The sequence below is a fragment of the Arenimonas caeni genome (genome assembly GCF_003024235.1).
GTDB classification, from domain to species: domain Bacteria; phylum Pseudomonadota; class Gammaproteobacteria; order Xanthomonadales; family Xanthomonadaceae; genus Arenimonas; species Arenimonas caeni.
Genome location: NZ_KZ679087.1, coordinates 105,710 through 121,552 on the forward strand (window position 1 = coordinate 105,710; position 15,843 = coordinate 121,552).

Annotated in this window: 19 protein-coding genes; 5 read left to right on the forward strand and 14 right to left on the reverse strand. The window is 70.7% G+C overall.

The annotated features are described in order from the left end of the window. From glnD to dapE, 4 genes are read left to right on the forward strand one after another with little or no spacing between them, the layout of a single operon-like run. Entirely contained in the window at positions 1–2,622 is a 2,622-nt protein-coding gene (glnD, locus tag C6N40_RS05970) for a [protein-PII] uridylyltransferase (protein WP_106990230.1), read from the forward strand. Further along, on the forward strand, positions 2,597–3,445 hold the full coding sequence (dapD, locus tag C6N40_RS05975) for a 2,3,4,5-tetrahydropyridine-2,6-dicarboxylate N-succinyltransferase (protein ID WP_320344244.1): 849 nt from the start codon (positions 2,597–2,599) through the stop codon (positions 3,443–3,445). The genes glnD and dapD overlap by 26 nt, the downstream gene beginning before the upstream one ends. Beyond that, entirely contained in the window at positions 3,442–3,801 is a 360-nt protein-coding gene (locus C6N40_RS05980; protein WP_106990099.1) for an arsenate reductase, read from the forward strand. The genes dapD and C6N40_RS05980 overlap by 4 nt, the downstream gene beginning before the upstream one ends. Beyond that, positions 3,798–4,928, forward strand: a complete 1,131-nt coding sequence (gene dapE, locus C6N40_RS05985) for a succinyl-diaminopimelate desuccinylase (protein ID WP_106990100.1) — start codon at positions 3,798–3,800, stop codon at positions 4,926–4,928. The genes C6N40_RS05980 and dapE overlap by 4 nt, the downstream gene beginning before the upstream one ends. A 27-nt stretch (positions 4,929–4,955) precedes the next feature. Here the strand turns inward: dapE and C6N40_RS05990 are convergent, their stop codons facing one another. Further along, the gene (locus tag C6N40_RS05990) at positions 4,956–5,384 is read right to left on the reverse strand and encodes a hypothetical protein (RefSeq protein WP_162782099.1); all 429 of its coding nucleotides are present in this window, start codon (positions 5,382–5,384) and stop codon (positions 4,956–4,958) included. Positions 5,385–5,547: 163 nt separating this feature from the next. Next, positions 5,548–7,929 carry a penicillin acylase family protein gene (locus tag C6N40_RS05995; RefSeq protein WP_106990102.1) on the reverse strand — a complete coding sequence of 794 codons (2,382 nt, stop codon included), beginning with the start codon at positions 7,927–7,929 and terminating at the stop codon, positions 5,548–5,550. Between the two features lie 269 nt (positions 7,930–8,198). On the opposite strand from C6N40_RS05995, the gene asnB reads away from it, so the two are divergent. Next, on the forward strand, positions 8,199–9,896 hold the full coding sequence (gene asnB / locus C6N40_RS06000) for an asparagine synthase B (protein WP_106990103.1): 1,698 nt from the start codon (positions 8,199–8,201) through the stop codon (positions 9,894–9,896). On the opposite strand, the gene C6N40_RS14000 is transcribed toward asnB, so the two are convergent. The 12 genes from C6N40_RS14000 to C6N40_RS06055 all read right to left on the reverse strand — a co-directional run bounded on the left by C6N40_RS14000 (position 9,893) and on the right by C6N40_RS06055 (position 15,645). Then, positions 9,893–10,030, reverse strand: coding sequence for a hypothetical protein (locus tag C6N40_RS14000; RefSeq protein ID WP_162782100.1), 138 nt, complete (start codon positions 10,028–10,030; stop codon positions 9,893–9,895). The genes asnB and C6N40_RS14000 overlap by 4 nt on opposite strands. A gap of 88 nt (positions 10,031–10,118) precedes the next feature. After that, on the reverse strand, positions 10,119–11,078 hold the full coding sequence (locus C6N40_RS06005) for a leucine-rich repeat domain-containing protein (RefSeq protein ID WP_106990104.1): 960 nt from the start codon (positions 11,076–11,078) through the stop codon (positions 10,119–10,121). Between the two features lie 7 nt (positions 11,079–11,085). Next, entirely contained in the window at positions 11,086–11,637 is a 552-nt protein-coding gene (locus C6N40_RS06010; RefSeq protein ID WP_106990105.1) for a DUF924 family protein, read from the reverse strand. Next, on the reverse strand, positions 11,634–11,846 hold the full coding sequence (locus tag C6N40_RS06015) for a hypothetical protein (RefSeq protein WP_106990106.1): 213 nt from the start codon (positions 11,844–11,846) through the stop codon (positions 11,634–11,636). The genes C6N40_RS06010 and C6N40_RS06015 overlap by 4 nt, the downstream gene beginning before the upstream one ends. A 78-nt stretch (positions 11,847–11,924) precedes the next feature. Next, the gene (locus C6N40_RS06020; RefSeq protein WP_106990107.1) at positions 11,925–12,209 is read right to left on the reverse strand and encodes a DUF3817 domain-containing protein; all 285 of its coding nucleotides are present in this window, start codon (positions 12,207–12,209) and stop codon (positions 11,925–11,927) included. Positions 12,210–12,248: 39 nt separating this feature from the next. Further along, positions 12,249–12,563, reverse strand: coding sequence for a putative quinol monooxygenase (locus C6N40_RS06025; protein WP_106990108.1), 315 nt, complete (start codon positions 12,561–12,563; stop codon positions 12,249–12,251). 115 nt (positions 12,564–12,678) lie between these two features. Next, positions 12,679–13,107 carry a DUF1294 domain-containing protein gene (locus C6N40_RS06030; RefSeq protein WP_240183458.1) on the reverse strand — a complete coding sequence of 143 codons (429 nt, stop codon included), beginning with the start codon at positions 13,105–13,107 and terminating at the stop codon, positions 12,679–12,681. An 11-nt stretch (positions 13,108–13,118) separates the two neighbouring features. Then, entirely contained in the window at positions 13,119–13,679 is a 561-nt protein-coding gene (locus C6N40_RS06035; RefSeq protein ID WP_106990110.1) for a DUF4287 domain-containing protein, read from the reverse strand. 36 nt (positions 13,680–13,715) lie between these two features. Beyond that, positions 13,716–14,063: a hypothetical protein gene (locus C6N40_RS06040; RefSeq protein ID WP_106990111.1), complete on the reverse strand. Its 348-nt coding sequence runs from the start codon at positions 14,061–14,063 to the stop codon at positions 13,716–13,718. 57 nt (positions 14,064–14,120) lie between these two features. Then, complete coding sequence (locus C6N40_RS06045; protein ID WP_205208556.1) at positions 14,121–14,468, reverse strand: hypothetical protein; 348 nt, start codon at positions 14,466–14,468, stop codon at positions 14,121–14,123. Between the two features lie 91 nt (positions 14,469–14,559). Continuing rightward, a complete protein-coding gene (locus tag C6N40_RS06050; protein WP_162782101.1) occupies positions 14,560–14,970 on the reverse strand; it encodes a hypothetical protein in 411 nt (136 codons plus the stop codon). Between the two features lie 60 nt (positions 14,971–15,030). Next, a complete protein-coding gene (locus tag C6N40_RS06055; protein ID WP_106990114.1) occupies positions 15,031–15,645 on the reverse strand; it encodes a hypothetical protein in 615 nt (204 codons plus the stop codon). Between the last annotated feature and the right edge of the window lie 198 nt (positions 15,646–15,843).

Genomic DNA, 15,843 nt, shown 5'->3' on the forward strand with positions numbered 1-15,843 from the left:
CTGCCGGCGGCCCTGGCCGCCGCCACCGACGAGGCCGCCTGGCGCGAGGTCGCCAAGGCCGGCCTGGTGTCGGGCCGTGCCTTGCTGCGGCAGCGCTTCGAGGCCGGCGAGGTGGCCGACCGCCTGGCGTCGCGCTGGTGCGCGGTGGCCGACGACATCGTCCGCTCGGCCTGGGCGCGCTGCCTGGGCGAACCCGAAGGCATCGACCTGCTGGCCACCGGCGGTTACGGCCGCGGCGAGCTCTACCCGCAGTCCGACATCGACCTGCTGGTGCTGGCCGGGCCGGAGGTGCAGCAGGCGCGCCAGGCCGACATCGGCCGCTTCTTCTCGATGCTCTGGGATGCCGGCCTGGCCACCAGCCAGGCCGTGCGCTCGACCGGCCAGTGCGTCGAGGCCGCCCGCGAGGACATCACGGTGCTCACCGCGCTGATGGAGTGCCGCGTGCTGGCCGGCGACGAGGGCGCGGTGGCGCGCCTGGCCGCGGCGCTGTCGCCCGAGGCCCTGTGGCCGCCGAAGGACTACTTCGCCGCCAAGCGCGAGGAACAGCGCGCCCGCCACGCCCGCTTCCACGACACCGCCCACAACCTCGAACCGAGCATCAAGGAGGGTCCGGGCGGGCTGCGCGACCTGCAGACCGTCACCTGGATGGGCATGCGCCTGTACGGCGTGCCCGGCCTGCGCGCCCTGGTGCCGCTGGGCCTGCTGGGCGAGGACGAGTGCGCCAGCCTCGAGCGCGAATGGCGGGTGCTGGCGCGGCTGCGCTTCGGCCTGCACCTGCTGGCCAACCGGCGCGAGGAGCGGCTGGGCTTCGACTACCAGAAGAACCTGGCCGCGATGCTGGGCCTGAAGGACGAGCGCCGCGACAACCTCGCCGTCGAGCAGATGATGCAGGGCTTCTTCCGCAGCGCGGCCACGGTGATGCGCATCAACGACCGGCTGCTGCAGCGCTTCGAGGAACAGCTGTCGGGGCAGGAGCCGCCGCAGCCGCTGGGCGACGGCTTCGAGCTGCGCCACGGCTACCTGGCCATGGCCGAGCCGGCGCGGCTGGGCCGCGGCTTCGACGCGGTGCTGGCCCTGTTCGAGGCCTGGGACGTCCAGCCCGGCGCCCGCGGCCTGCATTCGGAAACGGCGCGGGCACTGGGCGAGTCGCTGGGGGCGATCCGGCCCTATCCGGAGCAGCCCGAGGGGCTGCGCCAGCGCTTCATGGTCCTGATGCAGTCGCCGCAGGCGGTGGCGGCGCTCACCCGCATGGCGCGCCTGGGCGTGCTGGCGCGCTACCTGCCGGCCTTCGGCAAGGTGGCCGGGCGCATGCAGTACGACCTGTTCCACGTCTACACCGTCGACCAGCACACGCTCACCGTGCTGGCCCACATCGACGGCTTCGCGCGCAAGGCCGACGAGCGCTTCGGCATCGCCCACGAAGTCTGGCCGCGCCTGCGCAAGCCGCACCTGCTGCTGCTGGCCGGCCTGTTCCACGACATCGCCAAGGGCCGCGGCGGCGACCACAGCGAACTGGGCGCGGTGGACGCGCGCGAGTTCGCCGGGGCGCACGCGCTGCCCGGGGCCGACGCCGACCTGCTGGCCTGGCTGGTCGAACAGCACCTGCTGATGTCGGTGACGGCCCAGCGCCAGGACATCTCCGATCCGGACGTGGTGGCGCGCTTCGCCAACAAGGTGGCCGACCGCGAACACCTGGACTACCTCTACCTGCTGACCTGCGCCGACATCGCCGGCACCAGCCCCAAGCTCTGGAACGCCTGGAAGGACCGGCTGCTGGCCGACCTGTACTCGGCCACCCGCTTCGCGCTGCGGCGCGGCCTGGAGAACCCGGTGCACGCCACCGAGATCATGGCCGAGACCCGCGCCGCGGCGCTCGAGCGCCTGCTCGGCGAAGGCCTGGCGCAGGAGGACGTGGAGCGGATCTGGGCGGCCTACCCGGACGTGGGCTTCCTGCGCTACCGGCCCGAGCAGATCGCCTGGCAGACCCAGGGCATCGCCGCCTCGGGCGGCGCCGACACGCTGGTGCTGGCGCGCCCGCACCTGCACGACGGCGGGCTGGAGGTGTTCGTGCGCACGCCCGACCGCGACGGCCTGTTCGCAGCGCTGGTGGCCACCTTCGACCGCCTGGGCCTGAACGTGCTCGAGGCACGGGTGCTCAATTCCAGCGATGGCTTCGCGCTCGACAACTTCCAGCTGATCGCCCCGCTGGGCCGCGCGCCCGAGCCGGCGGCGGTGGAGTCGGCGCTGCGCAACGCGCTGCGCGATCCCGGGAAGGTCCGGCCGCCGCGCCGCGCCGCGCCGCGGCAGCTGCGCCATTTCCGGGTGCCGGCGCGGGTGGATTTCGACGCCTCGGCCGACGGCCGCCGCACCCGCATGAGCCTGGTCTGCACCGACCAGCCCGGGCTGCTGGCCGGCGTGGCCCAGGTGCTGCGCCGCTTCCACCTGCGCGTGCACGACGCCCGCATCGCCACCTTCGGCGAGAAGGTGGAGGATTTCTTCCTGCTCACCGACGAGCGTGACCAGCCCGTCGCCGACCAGGCCCTGTTGGACGAACTGCGCGCCGCCATCGTGGCCGGCGTGGATGGAGAGAGCCGAGATGGCAAGAAAGAAGCCGAACATTGAGCAGTTGCAGGCGATCATCGAAGACGCCTTCGAGCGCCGCGCCAGCCTGACCGCCGCCGAGATCGAGGGCTCCACCCGCCCGGCGGTGGAGGAGGCGATCGACCTGCTCGAGTCGGGCAAGGCCCGCGTCGCGGCGCCGCACGGCAAGCGCTGGGAGGTCAACGAGTGGCTCAAGAAGGCCGTGCTGCTGTATTTCCGCGTCAACGACATGCAGCAGATGGAAGGCTTCCCGGCCGCGTACTGGGACAAGGTGCGCCTGCGCTTCGACAACTACGACGAGGCCGACTTCCAGAAGCTCGGCGCGCGCATCGTGCCCGGCGCGATCGTGCGCACCGGCGCGCACATCGGCAAGGACGTGGTGCTGATGCCCAGCTTCATCAACATCGGCGCCTACGTCGGCGCCGGCACCATGGTCGACACCTGGGCCACCATCGGCAGCTGCGCGCAGGTGGGCAAGCACTGCCACATCAGCGGCGGCGCCGGCATCGGCGGCGTGCTCGAGCCGCTGCAGGCCAGCCCGACCATCATCGAGGACGACTGCTTCATCGGCGCCCGTTCGGAGGTCGTCGAGGGCGTCATCGTCGAGAAGGGCAGCGTGATCGGCATGGGCGTGTTCCTGGGCCAGTCCACCCGCATCTACAACCGCATGACCGGCGAGATCCTGCAGGGCCGCGTGCCGGCCGGCTCGGTGGTGGTGCCCGGCTCGCTGCCGTCGGCCGACGGCAAGTACTCGCTGTCGTGCGCGGTCATCGTCAAGCAGGTGGACGCCAAGACGCGCGCCAAGACCTCGGTGAACGAACTGCTGCGGGGTGCCGTGGAATGACCACGCTCTACGGCCTCGACAACTGCGACACCTGCCGCAAGGCGCGCAACTGGCTCAAGCGCTTCGAGGTGGAGCACGCCTTCGTGGACTACCGCGCCAACCGCGTGCCGCCGGAAACGCTCAAGGCCTGGGCGGCGCAGCTGGGCGGCTGGGAGAAGCTGGTGAACAAGGCCTCCACCACCTGGCGCCAGCTGCCGGAGGCGCGCAAGTCGCCGGCGTCCGGCCCGGAGTGGACCCTGCTGCTGCGCGAGCACCCGGCGCTGGTCAAGCGCCCGGTGGTGGTCACCGCCGATGGCGCGGTGTCGGTGGGCTTCACCGACAACGGCTTCAAGCAGCGCTTCGGGGTGGGCAAGTGAGCGAGGTGCTGGCCCTGGCGCGCGCGCTGATCGCCCGGCCCTCGGTGACGCCCGACGACGCCGGCTGCCAGGACCTGGTGGCGGCGCGGCTGGCCCGGGCCGGCTTCCGCGTCGAGTGGTTCGACCACGGCGCCGTGCGCAACCTCTGGGCCACGCACGGCGAGGGCGGCGAAGTGCTTTGCCTGCTGGGCCACACCGACGTGGTGCCGCCCGGCCCGCGCGAGGCCTGGGACAGCGATCCCTTCGAGCCCACCGAGCGCGACGGCCACCTCTACGGCCGCGGCGCCGCCGACATGAAGGGCAGCGTGGCCGCCTTCGTCGTGGCCGCCGAACAGTTCGTGGCCGCGCATCCGGATCATCCGGGCACGCTGGCCATCCTGCTGACCTCGGACGAGGAGGGCGACGCCATCGACGGCGTGCGCAAGGTGGCCGATCGCTTCAAGGCCGAAGGCCGGCCGATCCACTACTGCATCACCGGCGAGCCCTCGTCGAAGGAAGCGCTGGGCGACCTGCTGCGGGTCGGACGCCGCGGCACGCTCTCGGGCGTGCTCAGGGTGAAGGGCATCCAGGGCCACGTGGCCTACCCGGAAAAGGCGCGCAACCCGATCCACCAGGCGATGCCGGCGCTGGCCGAGCTGTGCGCGCGGGCCTGGGACGAGGGCTACCCGGAATTCCCGCCCTCGAGCTTCCAGGTCTCGAACATCCACGCGGGCACCGGCGCCAACAACGTCATCCCGGGCCACTGCGAGGTGGTGTTCAACTTCCGCTTCAACCCCGGCTGGCAGGCCGCGCAGCTCGAAGCCGAGGTCGAGGCCGTGCTGGCCCGCCATGGCCTGGAGTACGACCTGCTCTGGCACCGTGGCGGCGAACCCTTCCTGACCGGCGAAGGCCGCCTGCGCGCGGCGGCGCGCGAGGTCATCAGGGAACAACTGGGTCTCGTGCCGGAGGAAAACACCGGCGGCGGCACCTCGGACGCCCGCTTCATCGCGCCTCTCGGCGCCGAGGTGGTGGAGCTGGGGCCCATCAACTCCAGCATCCACAAGGTCAATGAACGCGTCGCACTGGCTGAGCTCGAGCGCCTCCCCGCGCTTTACCGAGCCATTGCCGAGCGACTGCTGCTCTCCTGAACCCTCCGCACTCCTCCCCGGTGTTCGTCAGGCCGCGGCCTTGAACCAGGCCGCCTCGGCGGCCGGCGTGGACTTGGACGACTCGCGCAGTTCGCGCAGCAGGCCCAGCACCTGGCGATGCACGCCCTGCAGGCCCGCATGCGGCGTCTGCCGGGTCTCGTGGTAGACCACGGCCAGCCACAGCGCGGTGCTGCGCAGGCGCAGCTGGATCGAGCGGTCGTTGCAGCGCCGGGCGGCGGTGCCGGCGACCGGGCTCCAGGGCCGGTACATCATCGGTTCGCTGCAGCCGTGCCAGTGCGGCTGGGGCAGCACGGCGGCGGCCTGGATCTCGGCCAGGGTCTGGTCCGCGGTGGCTTTGCGCTGGCTGGGGTCCATCGCCCGGATGGCCTTGGCGACGGCCTTGGCCTGGCGTTGCAGCATCATCTGGCGCGCCTGCGCCAGGAGGGTGACCATCATTTCCATTCCAACCTACCTCGCCGAAAGAAGTTCGGTGCGGTAGATCGCTCCCCCTGACGGCGATCTCTCCGTCCCTGCACCGGCGGAGCGCACCGTGCAGCGCCTCGTTTATGGCGCAAAACGTGACGCCTGTCAGGTTCCTTAACCGGAAATGTGAACCAGCTCACATTTCCGGCACGAGCCGCAGTTGGTGGTGGGCCTCGCCGGGCAGGAAGGGCGAGGGCTCGCCGCGCACCCAGTCGCCGTGGCCGGCGCCCCAGAACGGCGACATCGGGTGGCCGCTCTGGCCGCCGGGCATGTGCGCGTAGCCCTCGGCCTCGCGGCCGGGCGAAACCACCATGCGCTCGCTGGCGCCGAAGCCCGGGCCCTGCACCAGCGGCATGTTGCCGTCGCCGCGCAGCGGCTCGGCCGGCATGCACAGCAGCGAACCGACCGGCCCCAGCGCGCCGGCCAGCGGGTGGCAGATGGCGGCGGTGTTGCGTTCGCCCCAGGTGCGCTCGGCCAGCGGGCCGGCTTCGCCGAGCCGGGCGCGGATGTCGCGCGCGGCGTCGGCCAGCAGCGCCTCCCAGCTGCCGAACTTGCGCGGCAGCAGGTGCACGGGGCGCTGCTGCAGCAGCGGCCAGGCATAGGACTCGGCCTGGGGCAGGTCGGGCATCACGAAGTCCTCGCCGAGCGCAGCCTGGGCCGGGGCCAGCAGGCCGTTGCTGATGCGTTCGATGACGGCCAGGCGCCAGGCGCGCACGATGCGGTAGTCCACGGCATCGACGCTGGCCCGGCCGGTCCAGGTCGCGCTGGCCTCGGCGAGCGCGCGCAGGTCGCTGCTGGGATTGCGCGCGGCTTCTTCCTGCAGCAGCGCGTGCCAGCGCCGGAGGAAGATCGCGCGGTCGTCGAGCTGCAGCGCCAGCAGGTCACCCTCGGTGAACTGCGGCTTCTCGCGCAGGAAATCGCGGATCTGGCGCGCGCGGGCGCCGTTGGCGTAGCCGGCATCGCCGACCAGGGCCAGCGCCGCGCCGTCGACCACGCGGGCGTTGGCCGTCCACAGCACGCCGTCGGCCGGGTCGACCACGCTGGGGTTCTCGGTGGGCGCCAGCCAGCCGACCCAGCGGCAGGCCTGTTCGATGCGCAGCGGCACCTGCGGCGTGCAGTCGCCGGCGCGCTCCGGCACCTGGCCGGTCAGGCGCCAGGCGATGCGGCCGTGGCGATCGCCGATTATCAGGTTTTGGGCCGGGATGCCGGCCTGGTCGGCGACGGCCAGGCCTTCGTCCAGGCTGCCGGCGCGGGCCATGTCGCCCAGGCCGAAGTTGAGCGCGCCGGGCAGCTGCGCGGTCCAGCGCAGGGCCAGGGCGCTGCCGTCGTCGAGTTCGACGGTGACCGGGCCCCAGCGCGTCTCGCGCACCTTCAGCTCCACCGGCTCGGCGCCCTTGACCGCGATCCACTCGCTGTCCACGCGCAGCGCCGCCTCGCCCTCGGGCACGCGGTACCTGAGCCGGTCGGCGTCGGTGAACTCGACGCGGTAGAAGTCGAGCCAGTCGCCGTAGCTGTTGGTGAAGCCCCAGGCCACGTGGCCGTTGCTGCCGACGATGACCGCGGGGATGCCGGGCAGGGTGAAGCCGGAGACGTCGACCTGGCCGCCGGGGGCGCGCGCGTCCGGGTAGCGCAGGCGGGCGCGGAACCAGATGTTCGGGGCGCGCAGGCCCAGGTGCATGTCGTTGGCGACGATGGCGCGGCCGTCGGCGGTGCGGCTGCCGGCGACGGCGAAGTTGTTGCTGCCCGGTGCGGCGGGCTCGGACACGGCATAGTCGCCGTTCTCCTCCGGCACCGGCAGCCGGCGCAGGTCGACCTCGTCGGCGCCGGGCAACACGGCGTTGCCGCGCGGCTCGCCCTGCAGCGGCGCGTCCCACTCGCTGCCGTCCACGGCGACCAGGTCGTACAGCGCCGGCGGCAGCGCCTCGCGGATGCGCCACAGTGCCAGCTCGCGCGAGTTCGACTCGTCCTGCAGGTCGAAGAACATGGCGTAGCCAGCCAGCATCGAGTCTTCGAGCGTCCAGGGCTCGGGCCGGGCGCGCAGCAGCAGGTAGGGCCAGGGGCGTGCGCCGAGCGCCAGCAGGCCGTCGTTGACGCCGTCGCGATAGGCCTCGAGCGCGGCGAGGTGGCCATCGACGGAACTGCCCAGGTGTTCGGCCAGGCGCGCGCGCAGGCGGTGCACGCGGATCTCCTTGTCGCGCTCGATGGCCACCGGCCCGAACAGCGCCGACAGCTCGCCGGCGGCCGAGCGGCGCAGCAGGTCCATCTCGAAGTAGCGCTCCTGCGCGTGCACGAAGCCCAGCGCGCGAGCCGCGTCGGCCTCGTTGGCCGCCTGAATGGTGGCGATGCCGCGCTCGTCGCGGCTGACCATCACCGGCGCCGAAAGACCCTCGAGCGCCAGTTCGCCCTCGACCGCCGGCAGGCTGGCCCGAATGGCCCACAGGCCCGCGAACAGCGCCAGCACGGCGAGGATGACGAGGGCGGCCAACAGGCGGACGGTGAAACGAACGGCCTTGCGCATGCAGCGGCTCCGGGTGGGTGCAAACCCCGCCAAGGATGGCCGAAGCGGCGCGCCACCGCCACGGGGGCTTGCCAAGTTCTCCGGCCCGGGCCTACTATCGGCCCATGCGCGCGATCGTCGTGAACAACGCCAACAACAACAATCGTCCCCCACCGCGGGTCGACGACTAGGCGCGCTACAAGAAAAAACTGCCCCAGTCCCGAACGGCCCGCATCCCAAAGATGCGGGCCGTTTCCTTTTGCGCGATCGAAAACCCAGGAGACCTGCCCATGTGTTCCATCCTCGGCGTCCACGACGCCCGCCCCGATGCCGACGTCCGCCCGCTGCGGCCGCTGGCGCTGTCGCTTTCGGCCCTGCAGCGCCACCGTGGCCCGGACTGGTCCGGCGTGTTCGAAGCGCCGGCCTGCCTGGTGGTGCACGAGCGCCTGGCCATCGTGGATCCGGCCGGCGGCGCCCAGCCGCTGCGATCCGCCGACGGCCGGCTGGCGCTGGCGGTGAACGGCGAGATCTACAACCACCGCGAGCTGGCCGGCTCGCTTGCCGCACCCTGGGAGTTCACCAGCGGTTCGGACTGCGAGGTCATCAACGCGCTTTACCGGCAGGAAGGCCCGGGCGCAGTGGCGAAACTCAACGGCATCTTCGCCTTCGCGCTGTGGGACGAGGACGCGAAGCGGCTGGTGGTGGCGCGCGACCCGCTGGGCGTGTGCCCGCTGTACTGGGGCCACGACGGTGCCGGCCGGCTGTGGGTGGCGTCGGAGATGAAGGCGCTGGCGCGGCTGTGCAGCGACGTGGCGATCTTCCCGCCCGGCCACGTCTATGACAGCGCCAGCGGGGAACTGGTGCGTTACTTCGAGCCCGGCTGGCGCGATTACGCGGCCACGCAGGGCAGGCTGGCCGCCCCGGGCGAGCTGCGCGAAGCCTTCGAGCAGGCCGTGCACCGCCAGCTGATGACCGACGTGCCCTACGGCGTGCTGCTCAGCGGCGGCCTGGATTCTTCGCTGGTGGCGGCCTGCGCGGCGAAGTTCGCGCGCCAGCGCATCGAGGACGGCGACCGCAGCGAGGCCTGGTGGCCGCGCCTGCACAGCTTCGCCATCGGCCTGCCGGGTTCACCCGACCTGGCCGCCGCGCAGACCGCCGCCGCGGCACTCGGCACCGTGCACCACGGATTCACCTACACGCTCGAGGAAGGCCTGGACGCGCTGCCGGAGGTGATCCGCCACATCGAAAGTTTCGACGTCACCACCGTGCGCGCCTCCACGCCGATGTTCCTGCTGGCGCGGCGCATCAAGGCCATGGGCGTGAAGATGGTGCTCAGCGGCGAGGGCAGCGACGAGATCTTCGGCGGCTACCTGTACTTCCACAAGGCGCCGGACGCACGCGAGTTCCACGCCGAGTGCGTGCGCAAGCTCGATGCCCTGCACCAGTTCGACTGCCTTCGCGCCAACAAGGCCATGATGGCCTGGGGCGTGGAGGCGCGGGTGCCTTTCCTGGACCTCGAATTCCTCGCTCTCGCGATGTCGCTCGATGCCGAGGCCAAGCGCTGTGGAAACGGGCGCATCGAGAAGGCGCTGCTGCGCGAAGCCTTCGCCGGCGCCTTGCCCGACGACATCCTGTGGCGGCAGAAGGAGCAGTTCAGCGACGGAGTCGGTTACGGCTGGATCGACGGGCTCAAGGCCTCCGCCGAGGCACGCATCAGCGACACGATGCTGGCCGAAGCGCCGCTGCGTTTCCCGGTGAACCCGCCGGCGACGAAAGAGGCGTACTGGTACCGCGAGCTGTTCGAGCGCCACTTCCCCGGCGAGGCTTGCGCGCGCACGGTGCCGGCCGGCAGGTCGATCGCGTGTTCGTCACCGGCGGCGATCGCCTGGGACGCGGCTTTCGCCGCCGCCGCCGACCCCTCGGGGCGGGCGGTGGCCGGCGTGCATGCGGCGGCTCAGGGCGTCGCGCCGATCTCGATATGCGCTTAACGCTCGCGGGCGCCGCGGGCGATGCGGCAGGTGACCGGCACGTCGCCGCCGCCGGCGCGCAGGAACACGCGCTCGGGCTGGACGGCGGGGACGGGAGAAACGACGGCGAGGGCCAGGGTCAGCGGCAGGATCATGTTGGCAGGCTCGGCGGGATCGTTCCCGGAACAATCCGACGGCCGCCCGGTGCCGTCAAGCGAGGCCCCGCCGGGGTTGACTGGGGATTCAGCCGGCGGCCGCCGCGCGGATTGCCTCGAACTCGGCCACGTGCCGGCCCAGCCGGTCGGCGTCGCAGTGCGCGCACAGCCAGGGTTTGCCCTTGCCGGTAAGCATGTGCTGCGTGTACTGCCGGCAGCGTTTGCAGGAAAGCGAAGCCACCGGGCCACTGGTGGGAGCGAACGAGCCACACTCGATGTCCGGGCGGCGCCCGGCCAGGCGCGCGACTTCCTCCATCGGGAACGCATTGCACAAGTCCAGCCAGCGAAGCTTCGGCAGCGCCGCCAGCGGCGCCAGCGAGCCGTCCTCGACCCGCACCGTGGTCAGGCTGAGTTTTTCGATCGATTGCAGCGCCGCCAACGGTGCCAGCGTCGGCAGCCTGAGCGGCTTGATCGAATTGGAATCGCCGGCGATTCCCAGGGCCTGCAGGTTCTCCATGCCGGCCAGGAAAGCCAGGTCGGCGGCCTCGCGGACGTTGTGGATCTCCAAATCCACCAGCGCCGGCATCCGGCCCAGCGCCCCGAGCCCGGTGGCCGAGGGCGCGCTGCCGATGTGCAGGTGCGCCAGCGACGGGTGGCCGGCGAGCGGGGCCAGCGAGGTGATGCCGCTCCACTTGATGTACAGGCCCTCGAGACCCGGCATGGCGCAGGCGGCTTCGAACATCTCCTGGGTCACCTTGCTCTGGAACCACAGCACCTTCACCCCGGGCAGTCCCGGCAGCAAGGCGCACCAGCGCTGCACCAGCTTGCGCTGCTCGCCGGCGCTCAGCGAGGTCTGGGTGATGGCTAGGGACAGATGCGGCCCGCCCTGGTAGTCGTCCGGGTCGCGGATGGCCCGCGGCGGGAAGTCGCGCTGCGGGCGGTGGAACCAGTAGCTGTCGCCGGGCAGCACGAGCTCGGCCCGCAGGCGCTGCTGGACCAGCATTGGTTCGAGGGCCTGCTGCAGGGTGTCCTTCAGGTCACTGTCCATTCGTTCGTCAGAAACTCGAGCCGGGTTGATTGAGGAACCCGATCTCCTCGGCCGTGGATTCGCGGCCGAGGATGGCGTTGCGGTGCGGGTAGCGGCCGAAGCGGTCGACGATGGCCTTGTGGCGCAGCTCGAAGTCGAGGTTTTCGGGCGGGGCGTGCTCGCGGTAGAGCGCCTCCGCGATCTCGTGGATGAGGCGCGACTCGCTGTGCATGTAGGGCAGCAGCAGGAAACTGCGCTCGACCGGCGTGAGCGCGGCCAGTGCGCCGCCGGCCACGGCTTCCTGCGCCAGGCCCAGGGCCAGCGGGTCGCAGGCGAAGGCCGCCGGCGTGCCGCGGTGGATGTTGCGCGGGAACTGGTCGAGCGCGATCACCTCGGCCAGCCGGCCGCGGGGGCTGGCGCGCCAGCCGTGGAGTTCGCAGGCCGCCGCCCGCCGCAGCAGGCCACCGAAGCGATCGCGGATGAGCGCATCGAAGGCCGGATCAACTTTCCACCAGCGTTCCGGGGGCGTCTGTTCGAACCAGAAGCCGAGGACGTCCTCCGGCCCCGCGTGACTGGTCATGCGACGGCCGGGCGATGGCCGAGCAGGCGGGCGGGCAGGAACAGCACGGCCTTGAGCAGCGCGAACACCACATCGACCGCGATGCCCAGCGCGCGGAAGGGCAGGCTGAGCAGCCACAGCACCGGCCAGAGCACCAGCACCAGCAGCGCCAGCGGCCAGGCCAGCACGAACAGCAGGCACCAGAGCACGGCGACGAGCAGGGTCTTCATGGCGAGGCCTCCGTCGGTGGATGCCGGGCAGTCTCCGACGAAGGCCGGCCCGGCGCCAGTGTCAAAGGGTGGGGCGCCTCAGGCCTGGGCGATTTCCCGCTTCAGACGCCGGTCGAGCAGCACGAAGCCGAAGGGAACGACCGAGCTCAGCAGCGCCAGCAGCCAGGCGCCCACCGACCACTTGCGCAGGTGGCTGACGACCAGCGACGCCAGCACGTAGGCCAGCCAGAGCACGCCATGGGTCATGCCCACGGGCCAGACGAAGTCATGGCCGAACTGGTACTTGGCCGGCATGGCCACGAACAGCAGCACGAGCAGGGACAGGCCTTCAATCAGGCTGAGCAGGCGGAAGCTTCGGAGCATGTTGGGTTCCGTTGGGCGGTAAACCGAGAAGCCGGGAGTTTAGCCCGGCATTGGTGCCGGCGACTGCCGCCAGAAACTGATGTCCGGCGGACCGGCCAGGAAAGCGCCGGCCTTCCGGATGAAGGCCTGGATGTGCGGCTGCTGCATGTGCGGCCCCAGGAAGACTTCCGCGCTCGGCCAGCGCTCGAGCAGGGTGAACAGGCTCGGGTCGGCGGTGTCCTGCACGATCTGGATGCCGCCGCATTCCGGCTCGGCGGCCAGCACGGCCTGCACCAAGGCGGTGATCTCGCTGCGGGCGGTCTCCACCTGGCCGGGCTGGGCCCGGTAGGCGACGAGGACGAGGGTCTGGCTCATGGTGGGCTCCGTGGGTTGCGGGATGTGGTGCGCTGCCTGGACCCGTGCAGCACCGAGCAGGCCAACGCGGCAGGGGCTGCAAACAGGACCAGCGCGGTGAGCCCGGGCCGGCGCATCATCCGGTCAGCGCCGCAGCCATGCCCGAGTGCGCCAGCCAGGCGAAGAGCCCCAGGTTGGCGACCACGGTCAGCCAGAAGACCACCTGGAAGGGCTGCTTGATGGTCTTGTGCCGGAACTGCTGCTGGGCGAGCAGGGCGCCGGGCCAGCCGCCGAGCAGGCCGGCCAGGTGCAGGGTGTTCTCGGGGATGCGGCGGGCGCCGCGTCCGGCCGCCGCCTTGTCGGCCCAGTACATGAGGTAGGCGACGGCGCTGGCGACCAGCCAGGCCAGCCCGAGCATGGCGGGCAGCAGGCCCACCTGCACCAGCGCGCCCGCCGTGGCCAGCGCGGCCAGGCCGATGGCGGCGCGGGGTGTCTTCGTTCGCTTGCGCGGTGGTTCGACCATGTTCCACTCGATGATGCGGCCGGCCATTTGGATGGGAGCCACCAGGATTGATTTCAGCCGGCGGCCTCGTAGGCGAGCTTGATCCAACCGGCCAGCTCGGCATCGACCTGGGCGGCGTCGGTGAGTTTTACGCGGTAGTTGCACATCTGCCCGGCGGGCAGCTTCTCAAGGCGCGGGGAATCGGGTAGCAACTTGATGTTCAGGCCCAGCTCGACGCGGCTGTTGGCAGGCGGGCCGATCATGGCGAACTGCTTCTTGCGCCGGTAGCTGATGTATTTCTGTTTCGGCGCGGCTTCGAACGCGCCCAGTTTGCCCATGTGCTTGAGAAGCGCCTCGTGGATCGGGCGCAGGGCGGCCTTCGGCCCGGCGTAGAGCGCGTCGAGCGGGTCGCCCTCGTCTGCGGCCGGCGCGCTGCCGGCCTGTTTGGCCACGTGGGCCAGGGTATTGGCATCACCGTGCCCGAGGCCCAGGTCGGCCTTGAGCATGGCCACGATTTCGCCGTGTTTGACCAGTCCGCTGCCTTTGACCAGCGCCACCAGTTCGTCCAGCGATTTGCCGGTGCGGGCCTGGATGTTGCGCAACTGGGTTCCGAGTGCCTGCTTGGGGTCGGCCATGGCGCGCTCCTCGGTGGCTACGTGGGCGGATTTCTCTCAGCGTTCGACGATGCGGCCGGACCCGCCGGAGGTGCATTCAAGTACGTAACTGCGGCCCGCCTCGAAGTTGGACTTCACCGTGGGATAGGTATCCATGGTGATGGTGTCGGGGCAGTTGTACTCGATGGTGTGCTTGCCCGCCGGCACTCGGATGACGGCCGGCAACCCCGCGATGTGCCTGCCGTCGAGCGCGGTGAACCGGCCCGGCAGGCCGCCCGGCGAGCCCGGATCGGCAAAGGCCAGCTCGGCCGAGTTGGATTCGTCGAGCGTGGCGGGCGTGCTGGCGCAGGCGGTGGCGAGGCTGAGGGCCAGGAGCGCGGTGAGTGGTCGGAAGGTCAGTGGCATCACGGCGTCCTGGGCGGTCGGGGGCGGGGAAAGCATGCCACGACGCGCGGTCTGGCTTCAGGCCTTGCGGGCAAGCAGCCGGTGCCCGAGCCAGGCCGCGGGCAGGTAGGCCAGCAGCAGGTCCAGGGCGATGAACCACGCGGGTGCCGGAAGCATGAAGGCGGTGGCGATGCCGCCGGCCAGGAACAGGATGCCAACCGCCCACGCCGGCCCTGGGCTGCGCAGCGGGGCAAGCAGCGTGGCCAGCGCGGCCCCCGCCAGCGTGCCGAGGCTGTGCGCCAGGAACGGGAACAGGAAGTGCCGGGGCTCGAAAAGGTGCAGCGAGGCCCTGAGCCCCTCGACCGAAGTAGTGTCGGCGCCGGCCGGCGGTGGGATGACGATGCCGCTGAGCTGGACCAGCGCCATGTTCACGACGCTGCCTGCGATATAGCCCGCGACTCCGGCGAGTATGAGTCGGACGGTTCGGTGCATTGTTCTCTCCCAGGGGTTGAGCGTCTCAGGCCGACGGCCGACGCAGCACCCGGCCGACCAACAAGGATCCGGCGATGGCCCCGCCGAGCGCCGCCCACCACAGCGACCAGGCGCCGATCACATGGCTGAGCGCACCGGCGATTCCGAGCCCGACGACCAGGAACAGCCACAATACATTCAACTTCCGGGACGGTGCGACCGATACCGCAACCACAAGGACCACGAGCGCTGAAAGGGCAACCCCGGTATGCGTCAGGACCTCGAGGGCGACCCTGATGGTGGGGTTCCCGCACATCCCCGACACCATGTCCGCGGGCGGGCAGAGCCGCGAGCCCACGACGGCGTGGGCGGCCAGCGAGGCAAACGCGACCAGGGACCAGGCGGCGACTGCGGCCGGGAGGACAAGGAGCCATCGGATTGTGTGCATGCTCTTCAAGTGGCTGGTTTTCGGCTGAGTCTGGCCGCGCCGCGAAGCGACTCCGGCTTGAGGGGGTCGTCAGCCACCTGCGCCAGGTGCCTGAGGGCAATGCAAATAATTGTCCAGCGACTCGTCCCAGCCGGACGCCTCATCAAAGCCTGGAACAAGGCCGTCGCCGGAACCGGGGCCAGACAGGAAGGCGCCTATGCCATGTTGGACCATGTAGCGAGGGTAGTAATTGGGCGGTCCCAGCTTGCGTATCTCCGCACAGACTGCCGCGAAGGCCTTCTCGTCCTGGAGCATGCGCCCTGCTTCCGTACGGAACTGGTCGTACTTCTCCTCGGCTATGGGCCAGAGATTCTCCATTTGCAGGGCAGGAAGTGCTTGATGCGCGGTCTTGTCCAAGACACGCAGAGTATCAAAGCGACCATAGACGCCGGCGAGGGCGAAAAGCAGCACGCCATCTGCGAAGTTCCCGGTCTCCACGCAGTCTGCAACTGCCCTGTACAGGTCGGCCGGGGTATGTGTGTTCTTTGCTTCCACTAAAGGAATGCACGCCAGCTCGGTGGTGGACTCGAGGTTTCCTTCGGTCCTGTAGTCCGTGATTCCTGGTGTCCCTTGGGCGGCCTCGTCCGCGTGCAGGAAGATCGCAAGCAGCGCGGCAGGGATGGCGACGGCGCTGGGCTTGTTCATGGCGTTTCGGTATCCCCTTTGAATCGATGAAGGCTGCTGCGATGCCTGGTGCCAGGTTTGCGTCACGCCGCCACGCGGCGTCGACTTGAAAGAGGTGTCAGGCCTTCTTTGGCTTGAATCGTGGCATGAGCGCGAACACGCCCCAACCCAAGTATTCACGCGTGTAGGTTGCGTGGCGCTCAGGCTCTGTGTTCAGCC